Here is an 18261-nt window from a genome sequence, read left to right on the forward strand (position 1 = left end):
CAAATTACTGCGCCTTAGCCGTCTCAGTTTGCTGAGTTTGTGTCGGCTCCAGCTGGAACACCACATCAACCTGATCGTCGAACTGAATGGTCGGCTGCTCATAGCTTTCCTGAGCAGATACCGGCGCCGCATCGGCTTTCATCATCCGTACCATCGGGCTTGGCTGATAGTTAGAGACGTGGTAACGCACGCTATACACCGGGCCGAGCTTACTCTTAAAGCCAGCGGCCAGCTGCTGCGCCTGATGCATCGCATCGTCAATTGCCGCTTTACGCGCTTCGTCTTTGTATTTTTCCGGTTGCGCAACGCCCAGTGAGACGGAACGAATTTCGTTCAGACCCGCCTTCAGCGCGCCATCCAGAAGGGAGTTCAGCTTATCCAGCTGGCGGACGGTCACTTCAACGCTACGCACCGCGCGATAGCCTTTCAGGATACTTTTGCCGTTCTGGTAGTCGTAATCAGGCTGAGTACGCAGGTTCGCAGAGCTGATGTCTTTTTTGGCAACACCGTTCTGCTCCAGGAAAGAGAGATATTGCGCAACACGATCGTCAGCCTGCTTCTTGGCGGAAGCGGCATCCTTCGCGGCCACGTTGACTTCAATTGCCAGCGTCGCAACATCCGGTACCGCATCCACGCTGGCGGTGCCGGAAGTGACGATGTGCGGACCATTTGGCAATTCATTCGCCTGAACAGACACCGCACCCAAACTTACTAATGCCGCCAGGGCCATCACGTTAAACTTCACTGTCATTCCTCCATGTTGCGAAGAGTGCCCTAACAACAGGGCGCATGCCAGCAAGCTTAGCGGGTCCTGCTCAGTTGTCCATAAGACAACGCTTAGTTGAACAATCCCTGAACATGATGAATCCCCTCTTTCGCCAGCTGAAAGGCAATGACCCACATCACCACGCCCACCAGCGTGTTGATGATCCGCTGGGCTTTGGCGGTACGCAAACGGGGTGCCAGCCACGCCGCCAGAATGGCGAGGCCAAAGAACCATAGGAAGGAGGCGCTCACCGTGCCCAGGGCAAACCAGCGCTTCGGCTCAACGTCCAGTTGCCCACCCAGGCTCCCGAGCACCACAAACGTGTCGAGATAGACGTGCGGGTTAAGCCACGTTACCGCCAGCATGGTGACGATAATCTTCCAGCGCCCCTGCTTCATCACTTCGGCGCTGGCCAGCTCCAGGTTACTGCTCATTGCCGTTTTTAACGCACCGAATCCGTACCACAGCAGGAAGGCGACCCCGCCCCAGGTCACCAGCGTCAGCAGCCAGGGTGACTGCATCAGCAGCGCACTCCCGCCAAAAATGCCGGCACAAATCAGCAGTAAATCGCTTACCGCGCACAGCAGAGCAATCATCAGATGATACTGGCGGCGAATCCCCTGGTTCATGACAAACGCATTTTGCGGACCGAGGGGAAGGATCATGGCTGCGCCTAACGCAAGCCCCTGAAAATAATACGATAACATGACATTTATCTCGCAGAATTGTCTTTGGAGCAGACTATACTGCGAGAAGAACATTAGAGGAAATTGATAATATTAATTGGGTATTAGCATAGCTAATAAAAGATAAGCCCGGTGGCGCTAACGCTTACCGGGCCTACGGGAGACGTTATTCGGCTTCTTTTACTTTTTTGACGTTTACGTCCATCTGCGGATACGGGAAGCTGATGCCGTTGGCGTCAAACTCACGTTTGATACGCTCCAACACATCCCAGTACACGTTTTGCAGATCGCTGCTTTTGCTCCAGATACGCACCACGAAGTTAATAGAGGAAGCACCCAGCTCGTGCAGGCGCACGGTCTGCTCTTTGTCTTTCAGAATACGATCGTCGGAGGCGATGATGTTAGCAATCAGCGATTTCACCTGATCAATATCGGAATCATACGCCACGCTGATAATTAACTCGTTACGGCGCACCGGCTCGCGAGAAAAGTTAATAATGTTGCCCGCGATGATTTTCCCGTTCGGGACCACAACGATACGCCCGTCAACGGTACGCAGAGTGGTAGAGAAAATTTGTACCTGCAGTACGGTACCGGCAATGCCGCCCAGATCAACATACTCACCGGAACGGAACGGACGGAAGGTGACCAGCAGAACGCCTGCCGCCAGGTTTGAGAGCGAGCCCTGTAACGCCAGACCAATAGCCAGACCCGCGGCACCAAGCACGGCGATCACCGATGCCGTTTGTACCCCCACGCGCCCCAGTGCAGCAATCAGCGTAAACGCGATGATGCCATAGCGCACCAGCGCAGAGAGAAAGTCAGCCACCGTAGCGTCGATATGTCGCGCTACCATCACCCGGTTGACCGCATTCGATACAATACGCGCCACGATCATCCCGACGATGATGATGGCAATCGCCGCGACGATATTCACGGCGTAGCTCAGCAGCAGCGCCTGGTTGCGCACCAGCCAGTTACCGGCGTTATTGATGCTGTCTACAACATCGAGTTGTTCCATTTATTCTTCCTTTTGTTAAACCAAAACACAAATCCATCCCCCATGGAGACAGGCAGGTCCGTAAAGGGTAAACAAAAAGCGCAAGTTTTGCCAAACAGATCACAAAAACCGATCTGACAGGGTATTGAAAAAGCATAAAAAAAGGCCCGCGTTTGCGGGCCTCCTGATGCTGTCAGCAGCTCAAATTACAGAACGTCGATCGCGTTCAGCTCTTTGAATGCCTGCTCCAGACGGGTCACCATGGACGTCTGCGCTGCGCGCAGCCATACGCGTGGATCGTAGTATTTCTTGTTCGGCTGGTCTTCGCCTTTCGGGTTGCCCAGCTGGCCCTGCAGGTAAGCTTCGTTCGCTTTGTAGTACTGCAGGATACCGTCCCAGGTTGCCCACTGGGTGTCGGTATCGATGTTCATTTTCACTACGCCGTAGCTTACGGAGTCTTTGATTTCCTGAGCAGAAGAACCGGAACCGCCGTGGAAGACGAAGTTCAGGCTGTTGTGCGGCAGGTTGTGTTTCTTGGACACGTATTCCTGAGAGTCACGCAGGATGGTTGGGGTCAGAACCACGTTACCTGGTTTGTAAACGCCGTGTACGTTACCGAAGGACGCTGCAATGGTGAAGCGTGGGCTGATTTTGCTCAGCTCGGTGTAAGCGTAATCAACGTCTTCTGGCTGAGTGTACAGAGCAGAAGCGTCCATGTGGCTGTTGTCCACGCCGTCTTCTTCACCGCCGGTGCAACCCAGTTCGATTTCCAGGGTCATGCCCATTTTGGACATGCGCGCCAGGTATTTGGAGCAGATCTCGATGTTCTCTTCCAGAGACTCTTCAGACAGGTCGATCATGTGAGAAGAGAACAGTGGCTTACCGGTAGCCGCGAAGTGTTTTTCACCCGCGTCCAGCAGACCGTCGATCCACGGCAGCAGTTTCTTCGCGCAGTGGTCAGTGTGCAGGATAACTGGAACACCGTAGTGTTCAGCCATCTGGTGTACGTGGTGCGCACCAGAGATAGCGCCCAGGATTGCAGCACCCTGAGGAATGTCAGTTTTCACGCCTTTACCTGCGATGAACGCAGCGCCGCCGTTAGAGAACTGTACGATAACCGGTGCTTTAACTTTTGCAGCGGTTTCCAGTACGGCGTTGATGGAGTCAGTACCCACGCAGTTAACTGCTGGCAGAGCAAAGTTGTTTTCTTTAGCTACCTGGAACACTTTCTGAACGTCATCACCAGTGATCACGCCAGGTTTTACGAAATCAAAAATTTTAGACATGTTGCTTAGTCCTGTATCTTCGGCCGTTAGAAAAGGTGCGAGCTCTTAAAGCGCGCTGAAAATTGGGCAGGTTTCCCTGCCCTTGAATGGCTTACTTCTTAGCGCGCTCTTCGAGCATTGCTACTGCTGGCAGAACTTTGCCTTCCACGAATTCGAGGAATGCGCCGCCACCAGTGGAGATGTAGGAGATTTTGTCAGCGATACCGAACAGGTCGATTGCTGCCAGGGTGTCACCACCGCCTGCGATAGAGAACGCTTCGCTGTCTGCGATAGCGTTAGCAACAATTTCAGTCCCTTTACGGAAGTTCGGGAATTCGAACACGCCAACAGGACCGTTCCACAGGATAGTTTTTGCGTTTTTCAGGATTTCAGCCAGTTTCTGTGCAGAAACGTCGCCCAGGTCCAGAATCTGCTCTTCATCTTTGATGTCGTTTACAGATTTCAGTGTAGCAGTCGCCGTTTCGGAGAACTCAGTGGCAACGCGAACATCGGTTGGAACCGGGATATCACAGGTACCCAGCAGGCGTTTGGCTTCGTCAACCAGGTCTGCTTCATACAGGGATTTACCGACGTTGTGGCCCTGAGCGGCAACGAAGGTGTTCGCGATACCACCGCCAACGATCAGCTGGTCAGCGATTTTAGACAGGGAATCCAGAACGGTCAGTTTGGTAGAAACTTTAGAACCACCCACGATGGCAACCATTGGACGAGCAGGCTCTTTCAGTGCTTTACCCAGCGCATCCAGTTCCGCGGCCAGCAGAGGACCAGCGCACGCAACGTCTGCGAATTTACCGATACCGTGGGTAGACGCCTGCGCACGGTGCGCAGTACCGAATGCATCCATTACGAATACGTCGCACAGCGCCGCGTATTTTTTGGAAAGTGCTTCGTCGTCTTTCTTCTCGCCTTTGTTGAAGCGAACGTTTTCCAGCACCACCAGCTCACCGGCAGCCACTTCCACGCCATCCAGGTAATCTTTCACCAGGCGAACCGGGCTGGACAGTTTGTCTTTCAGGTAATTAACAACCGGCAGCAGAGAGAACTCTTCGTTGTACTCGCCTTCAGTTGGACGACCCAGGTGGGAGGTCACCATCACTTTCGCACCCTGCTTCAGAGCCAGTTCGATGGTTGGCAGAGATGCACGGATACGCGCGTCACTGGTCACTTTGCCATCTTTAACTGGCACGTTCAGATCCGCACGGATGAAAACGCGTTTACCAGCCAGATCCAGATCGGTCATCTTAATTACAGACATGGTGAATCCTCTCGTTGATTCTTAAAGTTTTGCAGACGCACGATGCGTCTTACCTGAAACCTTTGGCAGCCATTGCTAACGTGGTGTCAAGCATTCGGTTAGCAAAGCCCCATTCGTTATCACACCAGACCAGCGTCTTGATAAGGTGTGCGCCACTGACGCGCGTTTGCGTGCCATCAACAATGGCGCTGTGCGGGTCGTGGTTAAAATCCACTGAGACCAACGGTAATTCCGTATAGTCAACTATACCATGAAATGCCCCCTGTGCCGCTTTTTGCAGCAACAGGTTGACTTCACAGGCTTTTACCGGTTTTTTTACCGTCACGCTGAGGTCAATTGCGGTGACGTTTATCGTCGGTACACGCACGGCAATCGCTTCGAAACGGTCATTAAACTGCGGGAAAATTCGGGTGATCCCGGCAGCCAGTTTTGTGTCCACCGGGATGATTGACTGGCTCGCAGCACGCGTGCGTCGTAAATCCGGGTGGTAGGCGTCGATGACCTGCTGATCGTGCATGGCGGAGTGAATCGTGGTCACGGTGCCGGATTCAATGCCATATGCATCGTCTAACAGTTTAATGACCGGAATAATGCAGTTGGTGGTGCAGGAGGCGTTGGAGACAATACGGTGTGCGGCTTGCAGCTCATGCTGATTGACGCCGAAAACGACCGTTGCGTCGAGGTCGTTACTGCCGGGATGAGAGAACAGGACTTTTTTCGCGCCGGCGGTGAGATGCGCTTCGCCGTGTTCGCGGTTGCCATATACGCCGGTACAGTCAAGCACCACATCCACACCCAGTTCACGCCACGGTAGCGCGGCAATACTGCGCTCATGCAGTACGCGGATCGTATCGTCACCGACAAACAGCTGATCCCTTTCCTGGCGCACGTCCCAGGCAAAGCGTCCGTGGCTGGTGTCATATTTCAATAAATGCGCCATGCCCGCAGCATCCGCCAGTTCATTGATTGCCACCACGGTAATTTCCGCCCGACGCCCGGATTCATATAAAGCACGAACCACGTTGCGCCCGATGCGACCGAAGCCATTAATCGCTACGCGTACGGTCATAGATCTCCTGCAAAGCTATCCCTGAGTTCGAGGTGGCTGAAAGAGTAATCCAGCTACGCCCGAAGGGGAATCTTTGCTATCACAAACTGCGATTGATTGGTCAATTGTCGAACATTTAATCGACTGAAACGCTTCAGCAAGAATAAGCGAATCGGGGAATAAAAGGAATGTCTGTCCAGATGAATAAGCGAGCTATATGACTTGCGTCACATTTTGGATGGAATAATTTACAGAGCAGTTACATGTCTGAGGAATAGTGCCTACAAAAAAGCCGGGTGGCGCGCTAACGCTTACCCGGCCTACTTTCGAGCCATTTGTAGGCCCGGTAAGCGTAAGCGCCACCGGGCAAAACGGCAATTACAGCAGTTCTTTCGCCTTAGCGACAACGTTCTCAACGGTGAAGCCGAACTCTTCGAACAGCTGCTCTGCCGGAGCAGATTCACCGAAGGTGGTCATACCGACGATAGCGCCGTTCAGGCCCACGTATTTGAACCAGTAGTCAGCGATACCCGCTTCAACCGCCACGCGTGCGGAAACGGCTTTAGGCAGTACGGATTCACGGTAAGCAGCATCCTGCTTGTCGAACGCATCGGTAGACGGCATGGAAACCACGCGCGCTTTAACGCCTTCGGCAGTCAGTTTGTCCCAGGCTGCAACAGCCAGCTCAACTTCAGAACCGGTTGCGATGAAGATCAGCTCTGGCTGTCCCGCGCAATCCTTCAGCACGTAGCCACCGCGGGCGATGTTCGCCAGCTGCTCTTCGGTACGATCCTGCTGCGCCAGGTTCTGACGGGAGAGGATCAGCGCGGTTGGACCGTCCTGACGCTCAACGCCGTATTTCCATGCCACTGCAGATTCCACCTGGTCACATGGACGCCATGTGCTCATGTTCGGGGTGACACGCAGAGAAGCAACCTGCTCTACCGGCTGGTGAGTTGGACCATCTTCGCCCAGACCAATGGAGTCGTGGGTATAAACCATCACCTGACGCTGTTTCATCAGCGCAGCCATACGCACGGCGTTACGTGCATATTCCACGAACATCAGGAAGGTAGAGGTGTACGGCAGGAAACCACCGTGCAGGGAGATACCGTTCGCGATAGCGGTCATACCGAATTCACGTACACCATAATGGATGTAGTTACCGGCCGCATCTTCGTTGATTGGCTTAGAGCCAGACCACAGGGTCAGGTTAGACGGTGCCAGGTCAGCGGAGCCGCCGAGGAATTCTGGAAGCCATGGACCGAACGCTTCGATCGCATTCTGAGACGCTTTACGGCTGGCGATTTTAGATGGGTTCGCCTGCAGCTTAGCGATGAACTCGTTCGCTTTCGCGTCGAAGTCAGACGGCATTTCACCTTTCATACGACGGGTGAATTCAGCCGCTTCCTGTGGGAAGGCTTTAGCGTAAGCCGCGAACTTCTCGTTCCAGGCCGCTTCTTTCGCCTGACCCGCTTCTTTGGCATCCCACTGGGCATAGATTTCAGATGGGATTTCGAATGCAGGGTGTTTCCAGCCCAACGCTTCACGGGTCAGCGCGATTTCCGCGTCGCCCAGTGGCGCACCGTGGGAATCGTGGGTGCCCGCTTTGTTCGGAGAACCGAAGCCGATGATGGTTTTGCACATCAGCAGGGATGGTTTGTCAGTGACCGCACGCGCTTCTTCTACTGCACGTTTAATCGAATCAGCATCGTGGCCATCAACGCCACGCACAACGTGCCAGCCGTAGGCTTCGAAACGTGCCGCAGTGTCATCAGTGAACCAGCCTTCAACATGACCGTCGATGGAGATACCGTTGTCGTCGTAGAACGCAACCAGTTTGCCCAGCTTCAGGGTACCTGCCAGGGAGCACACTTCGTGAGAAATGCCTTCCATCATGCAGCCGTCGCCCATGAACGCGTAGGTGAAGTGGTCAACAATGTCGTGACCAGGACGGTTGAACTGCGCCGCCAGAGTCTTCTCAGCAATCGCCATACCCACTGCGTTCGCAATACCCTGACCCAGTGGGCCGGTCGTGGTTTCAACACCTGCGGTGTAACCCACTTCCGGGTGACCCGGGGTTTTGGAGTGCAGCTGACGGAAGTTTTTCAGCTCTTCGATAGGCAGATCGTAGCCAGTGAGGTGCAGCAGGCTGTAGATCAGCATTGAGCCGTGGCCGTTAGACAACACGAAACGGTCGCGGTCAGCCCATGCCGGGTTCTGCGGGTTGTGGTTCAGGAAATCACGCCACAGGACTTCGGCGATATCAGCCATACCCATAGGGGCCCCTGGGTGGCCAGATTTGGCTTTCTGTACTGCGTCCATGCTCAGCGCACGAATAGCATTAGCAAGCTCTTTACGTGAGGACATTTTAACTCCAGATCGGACTGTTAAAGGCCATGCCCTTGACGACAGCGCGTTTTGGGCTACGCCGGAAAAAAGTGCCAACAATGTAACCCAAGCGGCATGCCATGTACATGGAGCATTCTTTTGCCGCTTAAGAAATCTCTGGATCATGCTCTCATGTTGCGCAATCTGCTCGCCCGGGCCCGTCGATATTCCTTATACTTAGCCCGACCCCGGCTTCGCTGTCGGTGTACTTTTCGGATTTTATTCAGATTAACGAGTACGGAAGCAACCTCATGAAAATGCGTGCATTAGTGCTGGCCCTGGGTACAACGTTCCTGCTGAGCGGTTGTCAGAATATGGATTCTAACGGCCTGATGTCCTCAGGCGCAGAAGCTTTTCAGGCCTATTCCCTGAGCGACGCGCAGGTTAAAGCCCTGAGCGACCAGGCCTGTAAAGATATGGATGGAAAGGCTACGATTGCCCCGGCCAACAGTCCCTACACGCAGCGTCTGAATAAAATTGCCTCTGCGCTTGGCGATAACATTAACGGTCAGCCGGTGAACTATAAAGTGTACGTCGCGAAAGACGTGAACGCCTTTGCCATGGCGAACGGCTGTATCCGCGTTTACAGCGGGTTAATGGACATGATGACCGACAACGAAGTGGAAGCGGTGATCGGCCATGAAATGGGCCACGTTGCCCTCGGCCACGTGAAGAAAGGGATGCAGGTCGCCTTAGGCACTAACGCCATCCGCGCGGCGGCGGCTTCTGCGGGCGGTATTGTGGGCAGCCTGTCCCAGTCACAGCTTGGCGATGTGGGCGAAAAGCTGGTTAACTCCCAGTTCTCTCAACGTCAGGAGTCCGAAGCGGATGACTACTCCTACGATCTGTTGCGCAAACGCGGTATCAATCCAGCAGGTTTAGCCACCAGTTTTGAAAAGCTGGCTAAACTGGAAGCCGGACGTCAAAGCTCCATGTTTGACGATCACCCGGCCTCAGAAGCGCGTGCACAACATATTCGCGACCGTATGGCCGCAGACGGAATTAAATAATTTTGGAAGGAGGCAAATTTGCCTCCTTTTTATTTCGCATGAATTGCTAACTTAACCGCACATATCGGTAACACCCACAAAAGCCCCGTCACACCTGCCCTTCACCATTGAAATGTCTGGTCACATAATTATTGCAATCGGTTACTTTTCGGGTAATTATCGAATCCGCAGTAATTCAAATTAATATATTAAGACTGAGACGTTCCCTCCGTGAAAAAAGAATTATCGTTAGTTGCGTTAAGCATATTTGCCACATTACCTGCCGTTGCAAGCCAACAATCAGACAGCCAGGGTTTTATTAATGACAGCCATTTAGATCTGTTTTTACGCAATGCGTATATCAGCCGTGATTATCATCAGGGCCAGCAAGATAAAGCAGAATGGGGTCAGGGTATCATCGCCACCTTTGAATCAGGTTATACCGAAGGAGTGGTTGGCTTTGGCGTGGACGGCATTGCGCAGTATGGCGTGCGTCTGGACGGTGGCCGCGGTAAGAGCGGCGCAGGTGGCATTGACTTCTTTAAACAGGAAGACGACGGACGCGCAAAATCCGATCTGGCAAAATTTGGCGCGACCGCCAAAATGCGCATCTCGAATACCGTACTCAGCTACGGTAATCAGCGTCCCGAGCTGCCAATCATTAACGCCGACAGCTCCCGCCTGCTGTTTGAAAGCTACACCGGTACTATGCTGACTTCTAAAGAGATCGACGGTCTGGAAATCAACGCCGGTTATTTCACCGACGAGCAGCGTAAAAGTGACGATCGCCACGACAGCGGCCTCAAGGGTTTCTCCTTCGGCGGGGCGAGCTACCAGTTTAATGACCAGTTCAGCGGCGCGCTGTACGCCTCCCATAATGAAGAGGTGATGAACAAGCAATATCTGGGCATGAATTTCAAACAGCCGTTCAGCACCGGCCAGCAGCTGGTACTCGATTTTAACGGCTACAATTCGCGTCTGGATCAGGGCTACGCAGACAGCCTCGACACGGGCCGCAGCAACACCATCTGGAGCCTGGCGGCGAGCTACATCTGGGATATCCATACGTTCAAAGTGGCGTACCAGCAGAGCAGCGGAAGCACCGGCTACAACTATGGCGGCTACCGCGACCAGGGCGGTGTTGGTGACGGCGGCAACACCATCTGGCTGGCGAACTCCTACTGGTCTGATTTTAATGGTGAAGACGAACGTTCATGGCAGGCGTCTTACGGGCTGGACTTTGGCGGTCTCGGTTTGCCGGGTCTGAGCTGGACCACCGCCTACGTGCGTGGCGACAACATTAAAACCGCTGAAACCAGTAACGGCAAAGAGCATGAATGGTTTAACCAGATCCAGTATCAGGTGCAGGACGGCCCGGCGAAAGATCTGAAGCTGAAACTGCGTTATTCCGTACTGCGCGTCTCCAGCAACGCCAGCGATTACAACGTGGGCGGGGATGAGATCCGCGCTTACGTGGAATACCCGTTTAACGTGTTCTGAGTTTGTCCCCTCACCCTAACCCTCTCCCAAAGGGAGAGGGCCGGGGTGAGGGAAAAACAGCTAGTAAAGCGTCTTCTGTGGGGGCCCGGCAAACTTCAGCGCGCCAATTTGTCCCATCCGCACTTCCACTACCGATGGTCCCGGCATCGCCAGCGCTTCCGTCATCACCGCATCAAAATCCTCTGCCCGCTCAACGCTCCATGCCTGCAGGCCAATCGCCTGTGACAGCAGGGTAAAATCCGGCGTATGCAGCTCGTTATAGTACTGACGGCCACCGAAATATTTGTCCTGTATACCGCGCATCACGCCGTAGCCGCCGTCATTCATGATAAGCAACGTCACGTTGGCCTTCTCCTGCGCCAGTGTCGCCAGTTCGCCCAGATTCAGGCTCAGACCACCGTCCCCCACCAGCCCCACCACTTTGCGCTGTGGGTTGGCAATCGCGGTGCCAATCGCCATCGGCAGGCCCATGCCAATTGCCCCGGCCAGAGAGTGAATATTCATCAGCGGCCCCCTGGCGCGGAACAGTCGGCTGCCCCACAGGCTGCCGGAAACGGTAATATCGCGCACCAGCAGGCCATCTTCAGGTAGCGCTTTCTCTATGGCATCGTTGAGTTGCGCATAGACGCCGCACTGTTCACGCAGCCCACGTTCTGCCTGTGTCACCGCCTCCTGAACCAGACCATCCCACTGAGCATTCCCCCATTCACGCCCCTGTGCTTTTTCAGCCAGCGCGCTCAGCAACGCTGAGCAGTCGGCTACCAGCGTGTTATCCATCAGATAGTTACGGCTTGCCGCCGCCGGGTCGATATCGATCTGTACGCGCGGAGAAGGCAGTTCGAGCGTCCATGAACGGGTCTCATTGCTGCGCAGACGTGAACCGGCGATCAGCGTAAAGTCACACTGCGCGATCAGCGCTTCAACCGATGGCGAGTTGTGGAATGCCCGCAGGCTGGCGCGATGGCTGTCCGGCAGTACGCCGCGCGCGTGAGTACTGGAGATCACGGTGATACCTGCATCCGCCAGCTTTTTCACTGCGTCCGCGCAGCCCAGCGCACCGCCGCCCAGCCACAGCAGCGGCTGTTTCGCCTGCTTGAGTTGCGCCCAAAGCGCATTAACACTCCCTGCATCTACCGGCGAAACCGACGCCGGTTTCACCGGTGCGGTCACCAGCGACAGCGGAATTTTCGCGCCCTGAATATCAATCGGGATCTCCACGGAGACCGGCCCGCACGGCGGCGTCTGCGCCTCCTGAATCGCTTTATGCAAAATCGCTATCGCCTGACTGGCATTGCTGATGCGATACGCCCGTTTTGAGCTGGCCTTCAGGAAAGTCAGCTGATCGCGGGTTTCATGGATAAACCCGGTGTCGGCATCCAGCCAGGCTTTTTCTACCTGCCCGGTCAGGTGCAGCAGCGGCGTGCAGGCGTTCATCGCCTCCACCAGCGCGCCTACAGCGTTACCCGCGCCCGCGCCGGTGCTGGTCAGCGCCACGCCAAGGCCGGAAAAACGTCCGTGGGCATCAGCCATGGTGACAGACCCCGCTTCGCCGCGTGCCGGTACAAAGCGGATGTTGTCGCGCTGCCCTACTGCATCCGCGATGGGCAGGTTGTGAATAGAGATGACGCCGTAGATGGCCTCAACCTGATACTGCTCCAGCGTTCTGGCGATGGCGTCGCCGACGGTTATCATTTCGCTCATTGCTCACCCTTTCTCAGTCGCACCAGTGGTTGACGCTGTTACCCGTCGCCAGATAAATGCTCTTTTGCTGCATCCAGGCTTTCAGCCCCTGAATGCCCTTCTCGCGGCCCAGACCGCTCTCTTTAAAGCCCCCGAACGGGGTCGAAATCGCAAATACTTTGTAGGTGTTGATCCACACCGTGCCGGCCTCAAGCTGTTCGCTTAAGCGCAGCGCGCGCCCGGTATCGCGTGTCCAGATCCCGGCGGCCAGGCCGTAAACCGAGTCGTTGGCCTCGCGGATAAGCGAGGTTTCATCGCGAAACGGCATCGCCACCAGCACCGGGCCAAAGATCTCCTCCTGGCAGACACGGGCGCTGTTGCTCAGCCCTTCGATAATCGTTGGCAGGAAGAAGCTGCCGCTTGCCAGCGTGGGATCGGCCGGGATCTCTCCGCCGCACAGCACGCGGCCCCCTTCACGCTTTGCCAGCTCAACGTACGCCTGTACGCTCTGACGATGTTTTTCATTGATCAGCGGCCCAACGTGGACACCGTCGGCAAACGGATGTCCGACGCGCAGACCGCGGGTTAACTCCAGCAGCCTCGCCATCAGCGGGGCGTAAAGGCTCTCGTGGATAAACAACCGTGAACCGGCAATGCACGCCTGCCCCGCCGAGCTGAAAATGCCGTAGCAGATCCCGCGCGCGGCCTGCTCGATATCCGCATCCTCCAGCACGATAGTCGGCGATTTTCCGCCCAGTTCCAGCGATGCCGGGATCAGTTTTTCCGCCGCCACGTGGGCCAGGTGACGGCCCGTGGTGGTACCGCCGGTAAAGGAAATTTTGCGTACCTTAGGGTGGCGTGCCAGCGCATCGCCAATCACCGAGCCTTTGCCCGGCAGCACGCTCAGCAGCCCGGCGGGCAGCCCGGCCTGTTCAAATATCCGCGCCAGCTCCAGCGCCATCAGCGGCGTGGCTTCGGCGGGCTTGAGGATCACCGCGTTACCCGCGGCAATGGCCGGAGCGACCTTCTGCATCTCGCTGGCAATCGGCGAGTTCCACGGCGTGATGGCCGCCACCACGCCGAGCGGCTCATAGCGGCTCAGGGTCAGTAAATCCGGCTGGCGCGGCGTCGGAAGTTCCCCTTCCAGCAGCTCGCAGGCGGCGGCAAAGTAGCGCGCCGTTCCCGCCGCGCTCATTACCAGCCCGCGGGCCTCCGCCAGCGGCTTGCCGTTATCGCGGCTCTGCATCTGCGCCAGCTCGTCGACGCGGGATTCAATGAGATCTGCCACCTTGTGCAGGATCTTCGCCCGTGTATGCGGCAGGCTGTGGCGCCAGGCGGGATCGCGCCACGCGCGCTCGCCGGCCTCGATCGCGTCATGCAGATCGTCGGGACTGGCCGCATTCAACGTCGCGTTGATCGACCCGTCTGCCGGGAAATAGCTCTGCATCGGGTTGCCGCCACCGTGTCGCCACTGGCCGCCGATAAATATCTTCAGATCGTCCATCGTCACTCCTCAGCTCATGGCCAGCTCGCGGCAGGCACGTACCGCGCTGAGTGCCGCCAGGGTGGAGGTTTTCGGGTTAGAGGCAAGCGGCAGGCCGCTTAGCTCCAGATGGAATTCACCAAACGCGCCTTCAACGTGCAGCGTGTGGGTGTTACGTTTCGTTGACGGGTCGACCATCAGCTGTACGCGCGTGTCGTCCATTCCCACGCCGCCGAGTGCCACGGTGGCCGCCACGTTGGCGTTGGCCGGAAACAGTCGTGCCGCCTCGCGGGCGCTGCCTTCAAAAAAGACCTGCGCAGCAGATACCGAATTAAGATCGATAAGCTGCTCGGCATAGCTGCCGCGCCAGCTGGCCGGGCTTTTACGCGACTGGTAGGTCACACGCGCCAGCCCGCCCTCTTTCGCCGCCGCCAGCCCGTCGATACCGGCTACCGCCCCGGAGAGCAGCGTCAGTCTGCCGCCGGCGTTGAGCAGGCGCTGTTCGAGCGCGCTGTCCGCCAGTGCGCCGGTCGAAATAACCGCCAGATGCCAGCCGCGACGTAAAATATCCTCACCGTACTGCGCTACCGCCTGCTGGCTGGCGCACTCCAGCACCAGGTCGGGCGTTTGCGCGCATTCCAGCGGTGAGGTCAATGCCACTACCGCATCACCAAACTGCGCGTGAATCGCCGCATGATGGGCCTCGCGCGCCACAATCCAGCCGATAGCCACGCCAGCGGGCAGGCGCTCAATCACCGCCTGCGCCATGGCGCCAAAACCAATCAACATAATCTTTTTCATGATGTGTCCTTACAGATGGCGGCAAAAGCCGCCGGAAACGTCCAGTGCCGCACCGGTGGTAAACGAAGCCAGCGGCGAGGCGAGGAACAGCAGCGCCTGCGCGGGCTCCTGCGGCTTGCCGAGACGCGCCATCGGAATACCGCGTTTACGGGCGATCTCCGCCGTCCACTCCGGCCAGCTCTGGCTTTTGTCTGTCCGGTTTTCAAAGCGACGCTGCCACTGCCCGGACTCCACCATGCCAAGCAATATCGAATTCACGCGGATGCCTTTGCCCACCAGCTCTTTTGAGAGCGTCAGCGTCATATTCAACAGCGCGGCGCGGGCGGCAGAGGTGGCAATCATGTGCTCCTCCGGCTGCAGCGCCAGCAGGGAGTTCACGCAGGTGATGGAAGCGATGTCGGACTGCTCCAGCAAAGGCTGAAACGCCTGCACCGGGTTGATCACGCCAAACAGTTTAAGTTCGGCTTCATGCAGCCACGCCTCGCGCGGGGTGTCATGAAAGTGCGCCACGTATCCTTGCCCGGCGTTGTTGATCAGCATGTCCACGGCACCAAAGCGCACCTGAACGGCATCCGCGAAAGCCTGCATCTCGTCAGCGTTCAGCACGTCGCAGCGATAAGAGAAAACCTCCCCGCCGGGGTATTCGTTATGCAGCGCGGCATGGGCGCTGGCGAGGCGATCCGGATCGCGGCCACAGAAGGCCACTTTTGCCCCCTCGCCCAGCAGCAGGCGTAGCGTTTCAAAGCCAATACCAGAAGAACCGCCGGTGACGACCGCTACGCGTCCGTCAATTTGTGCATTCATCGCGCACCTCTTCGTTAATACGTAAAAGCTGTTGGTTAAAAAACGCGTCGTTATCGAGATAGCTGGCATGTCCCGCCTGGGCAATAGCGATAAACGGCATGCCGTAGCGCAGCGCCAGCCCCTGCACCAGCTCGGGTTGCGTGATCGCATCCTGCTCGCCGCACCACACTTCAAAGTTGCCTGAATAGCGCTTCAGCCAGCCATGAATATCGTCGTGCGCCAGCATCCACGCGGCGGCGAGGTAGCCCTCGGGTCGAAGCCTGCGCATGCCCGCTGCCACGGTGGCGATATCCGCTTCACGCGCGCCGGGACGCAGCAGTTTTGCGGCGCGGGTCTGCGCGAGGATTTCGCCGCCGAGTGCAATCTGTTGCTCACGGCTGCGCCAGACCTGCTCGCGCTGCTCCGGCGCGGCGCGGCCGTAACCTTGCGCGGCGTCCGCCAGCACCAGATGCAGCACACGATCCGGATATTTCGCCGCAAAGGCGCTGGCAACCAGTGCCCCGAGTGAATGGCCCACCAGCACCGCCTGCCACACGCCAGCCCGGTCAAGCATCGCCGCCAGCGCATCGGCGTAATCCCCCGCGTTCGCCCGTTCCGCGGCCAGCATCGGGCTTTCGCCATAACCGGGCATGTCCCACGCCAGCACGCGAAAACCGTTCAGCGCCATCTGCTTGTGCCAGGAGGCTGCGCCAGAGCTGATCCCGTGCAGCAGCATCAGCGGAATGCCGCTTCCCTGTTCACGAAAACCCGTCATCATGCCCCCTTAGTTCCGCTTCACTTTCGAGAGCGGATGGTCCGCCGGGTAGGTCGGAATTTCCGGCTTGTTGGTGCCCAGCATGACGCACATCAGCGCCTCTTCTTCGCCGTGGTTAAACAGCCCGCGATAGATCCCCGGCGGCACGGAGATCAGGTCACGCTCGCGCAGCACGGTTTCGGTGTAGTTATCGCCGTCCTGGATCATCAGCGTGATCTGCCCTTTGAGCATGAAGAACACCTCTTCCACATCGTCGTGCAGGTGCAGCGGCCCTTCGCACTTCGACGGCAGTACCATGGTGGAAAAGGTAAAATGCTCCGCCTGTACGGTGTTGGTGTCGCTCGCCACGCCGGTAGCACCGGTGCCGATATAGCGCATCTGTGCGCGGCGGTATTTCGGGTCAAAATCGGCCTGGAACTTCAGCGCGTTCCAGTCGTATTTACGGCCCTCAAAGCGCGCAATACGGGACTCGACCCACTCTTCCATCGTCAGGTGGTCAGGTTTGATGCCAGATGGGTTGGTTACGGTTGAATCAGTCATGACACTCTCCTCAGTAACGTCTCAGCAGCGGCAGTAACAGGACGCAGCCCACCGCCGCCATCACCGCCAGAAAAATCAGCCCGGAATCCATGCTGTGGGTGAAGGCGATAAGCGCGCCCATCACCGCTGGCGACAGCGCGCCCGCAAAGTTTCCCAGCCCGTTGAAAATGCCGCCCGCCGTGGCGCTCACCCGTGGATGGGTGGCCTTTGCCAGCAGGGCGAAAATGTTGGGTGCCCCGGTGCCCCACATGAATGTGCTGAAGCTCATCGCCGCAATGATGGTCAGCGGGGTATCGAGGTGCATTACGGCCGTGAGCCCGACAGCGGCCCCCGCCATGGAGATGAAGCAGGCCGCTGCGCGCTTATCGACCCGGTCAGAGAGCCATGCGCCAATCACTTCCCCCGCCAGCATGGCGATGAACGGCATCGACGACAGCCAGCCCGCATGCTCCAGATGAATGCCCTTCCCCTTGATCAGGTAGCCCGGCAGCCAGCCGTTAATGCCCCACAGGTAGGTCAGGAAAGCGATGTTAAAGATGCAGATGATCCAGAAGTGCGGGCTGACAAACAGCTCGCGCCGTGCAGCACGGCGTTCGTCCCGGGAGGTCTGTGACGTATCGCTTTTCGCCTCCAGACGGATCCCGCGCAGACCGACGCGCACGAAGATCAGCACCGGTACGGTCAGCATCGCCATCACGAAGAAGGTGCTCTGCCAGCCGAAGGTGTTCAGCAGCCAGAGTGAGAGCGGGAAGCCAATCGCCGCCCCTACCGGCGTGCCCAGCAGCCACAGCATGGTGGCGCGCGCCTGCAGATGCTGTGGGAAGTTGTGGCGCACAATGGCGAAGGCCAGCGGGAACAGCGGCCCCTCCGCCACGCCCAGCAGAATGCGCAGCACGATCATCAGCGTGTAGTTATGGGTAAAGCCCATCGCCACCATCAGCACGCACCACACCACCATCATCCCGGTGAGCAGGCGCAGCGGGGCGATTTTGTCCCCCAGCCCACTGAGAAAGACCGATGAAAAGCCGTAGCTCAACAGGAAGGCGCTCATCAGAATGCCGAGGCGCGTGGTGTCAAAATCGATGCCCATCGCCTGCTGGAAATGGCCATCAGAAAATAGCGCGGCAATGCTGATTTTGTCGAAAAACGCCAGCAGCACGCAGGCCAGCAGCGACAGCGGGATGGCCCAGCGCACCGCTTTTTCAGGCGTGCGGGTCCCCTCACCGCTCGCCTCAACGGGCGCGGTGTTAGTGTCTAATGTGGTCATGTCTCCCCCTA

The 18261-nt window shown here is 57.1% G+C and carries 16 protein-coding genes; 2 read left to right on the plus strand and 14 right to left on the minus strand.

Annotation, left to right across the window (positions count from 1 at the left end; translation table 11 throughout):
- Positions 1 to 4: 4 nt before the first annotated feature.
- The 7 genes from ACQG22_RS19350 to tkt form a co-directional block, all read right to left on the minus strand.
- Positions 5 to 745 carry an oxidative stress defense protein gene (locus tag ACQG22_RS19350; protein ID WP_013098631.1) on the minus strand — a complete coding sequence of 247 codons (741 nt, stop codon included), beginning with the start codon at positions 743 to 745 and terminating at the stop codon, positions 5 to 7.
- Positions 746 to 837: 92 nt separating this feature from the next.
- Positions 838 to 1473 (minus strand): arginine exporter ArgO, encoded by a 636-nt coding sequence (gene argO / locus ACQG22_RS19355; RefSeq protein ID WP_045902713.1) that lies wholly within the window; start codon positions 1471 to 1473, stop codon positions 838 to 840.
- Positions 1474 to 1618: 145 nt separating this feature from the next.
- Positions 1619 to 2473: a small-conductance mechanosensitive channel MscS gene (locus ACQG22_RS19360; protein WP_013098633.1), complete on the minus strand. Its 855-nt coding sequence runs from the start codon at positions 2471 to 2473 to the stop codon at positions 1619 to 1621.
- Positions 2474 to 2658: 185 nt separating this feature from the next.
- Positions 2659 to 3738 carry a class II fructose-bisphosphate aldolase gene (gene fbaA, locus ACQG22_RS19365; RefSeq protein WP_013098634.1) on the minus strand — a complete coding sequence of 360 codons (1080 nt, stop codon included), beginning with the start codon at positions 3736 to 3738 and terminating at the stop codon, positions 2659 to 2661.
- Positions 3739 to 3829: 91 nt separating this feature from the next.
- Positions 3830 to 4993: a phosphoglycerate kinase gene (gene pgk / locus ACQG22_RS19370; RefSeq protein WP_013098635.1), complete on the minus strand. Its 1164-nt coding sequence runs from the start codon at positions 4991 to 4993 to the stop codon at positions 3830 to 3832.
- A 49-nt stretch (positions 4994 to 5042) separates the two neighbouring features.
- Positions 5043 to 6062 (minus strand): erythrose-4-phosphate dehydrogenase, encoded by a 1020-nt coding sequence (gene epd / locus ACQG22_RS19375; protein ID WP_248725297.1) that lies wholly within the window; start codon positions 6060 to 6062, stop codon positions 5043 to 5045.
- A 357-nt stretch (positions 6063 to 6419) separates the two neighbouring features.
- On the minus strand, positions 6420 to 8411 hold the full coding sequence (gene tkt / locus ACQG22_RS19380) for a transketolase (protein ID WP_038420542.1): 1992 nt from the start codon (positions 8409 to 8411) through the stop codon (positions 6420 to 6422).
- A gap of 272 nt (positions 8412 to 8683) precedes the next feature.
- Here tkt and ACQG22_RS19385 point away from each other — a divergent pair, with 272 nt between their 5' ends.
- Together ACQG22_RS19385 and ACQG22_RS19390 are read left to right on the plus strand one after the other, a co-directional pair.
- Positions 8684 to 9442, plus strand: a complete 759-nt coding sequence (locus ACQG22_RS19385; RefSeq protein ID WP_013098638.1) for a M48 family metallopeptidase — start codon at positions 8684 to 8686, stop codon at positions 9440 to 9442.
- 210 nt (positions 9443 to 9652) lie between these two features.
- Positions 9653 to 10921, plus strand: a complete 1269-nt coding sequence (locus ACQG22_RS19390) for an OprD family outer membrane porin (RefSeq protein WP_062856364.1) — start codon at positions 9653 to 9655, stop codon at positions 10919 to 10921.
- A gap of 60 nt (positions 10922 to 10981) precedes the next feature.
- On the opposite strand, the gene ACQG22_RS19395 is transcribed toward ACQG22_RS19390, so the two are convergent.
- Genes ACQG22_RS19395 through ACQG22_RS19425 form a run of 7 tightly spaced genes read right to left on the minus strand, consistent with a single transcriptional unit; the run spans position 10982 to position 18250 of the window.
- Entirely contained in the window at positions 10982 to 12622 is a 1641-nt protein-coding gene (locus ACQG22_RS19395; protein ID WP_284958064.1) for a thiamine pyrophosphate-binding protein, read from the minus strand.
- Positions 12623 to 12635: 13 nt separating this feature from the next.
- A complete protein-coding gene (locus tag ACQG22_RS19400) occupies positions 12636 to 14105 on the minus strand; it encodes an aldehyde dehydrogenase (RefSeq protein ID WP_222168917.1) in 1470 nt (489 codons plus the stop codon).
- Between the two features lie 9 nt (positions 14106 to 14114).
- Positions 14115 to 14885 carry an aspartate dehydrogenase gene (locus ACQG22_RS19405; protein ID WP_029883147.1) on the minus strand — a complete coding sequence of 257 codons (771 nt, stop codon included), beginning with the start codon at positions 14883 to 14885 and terminating at the stop codon, positions 14115 to 14117.
- 9 nt (positions 14886 to 14894) lie between these two features.
- Positions 14895 to 15689: an SDR family oxidoreductase gene (locus tag ACQG22_RS19410; protein WP_038420550.1), complete on the minus strand. Its 795-nt coding sequence runs from the start codon at positions 15687 to 15689 to the stop codon at positions 14895 to 14897.
- Positions 15673 to 16443: an alpha/beta fold hydrolase gene (locus ACQG22_RS19415; protein WP_045902711.1), complete on the minus strand. Its 771-nt coding sequence runs from the start codon at positions 16441 to 16443 to the stop codon at positions 15673 to 15675. The genes ACQG22_RS19410 and ACQG22_RS19415 overlap by 17 nt, the downstream gene beginning before the upstream one ends.
- 9 nt (positions 16444 to 16452) lie before the next feature.
- Complete coding sequence (locus ACQG22_RS19420) at positions 16453 to 16983, minus strand: cupin domain-containing protein (RefSeq protein ID WP_013098646.1); 531 nt, start codon at positions 16981 to 16983, stop codon at positions 16453 to 16455.
- A gap of 10 nt (positions 16984 to 16993) precedes the next feature.
- Positions 16994 to 18250, minus strand: coding sequence for an MFS transporter (locus ACQG22_RS19425; protein WP_100168075.1), 1257 nt, complete (start codon positions 18248 to 18250; stop codon positions 16994 to 16996).
- Positions 18251 to 18261: the final 11 nt, after the last annotated feature.

It is taken from the genome of Enterobacter cloacae complex sp. 309I3 (assembly GCF_050031595.1).
Classification (GTDB): Bacteria; Pseudomonadota; Gammaproteobacteria; order Enterobacterales; family Enterobacteriaceae; genus Enterobacter; species Enterobacter cloacae.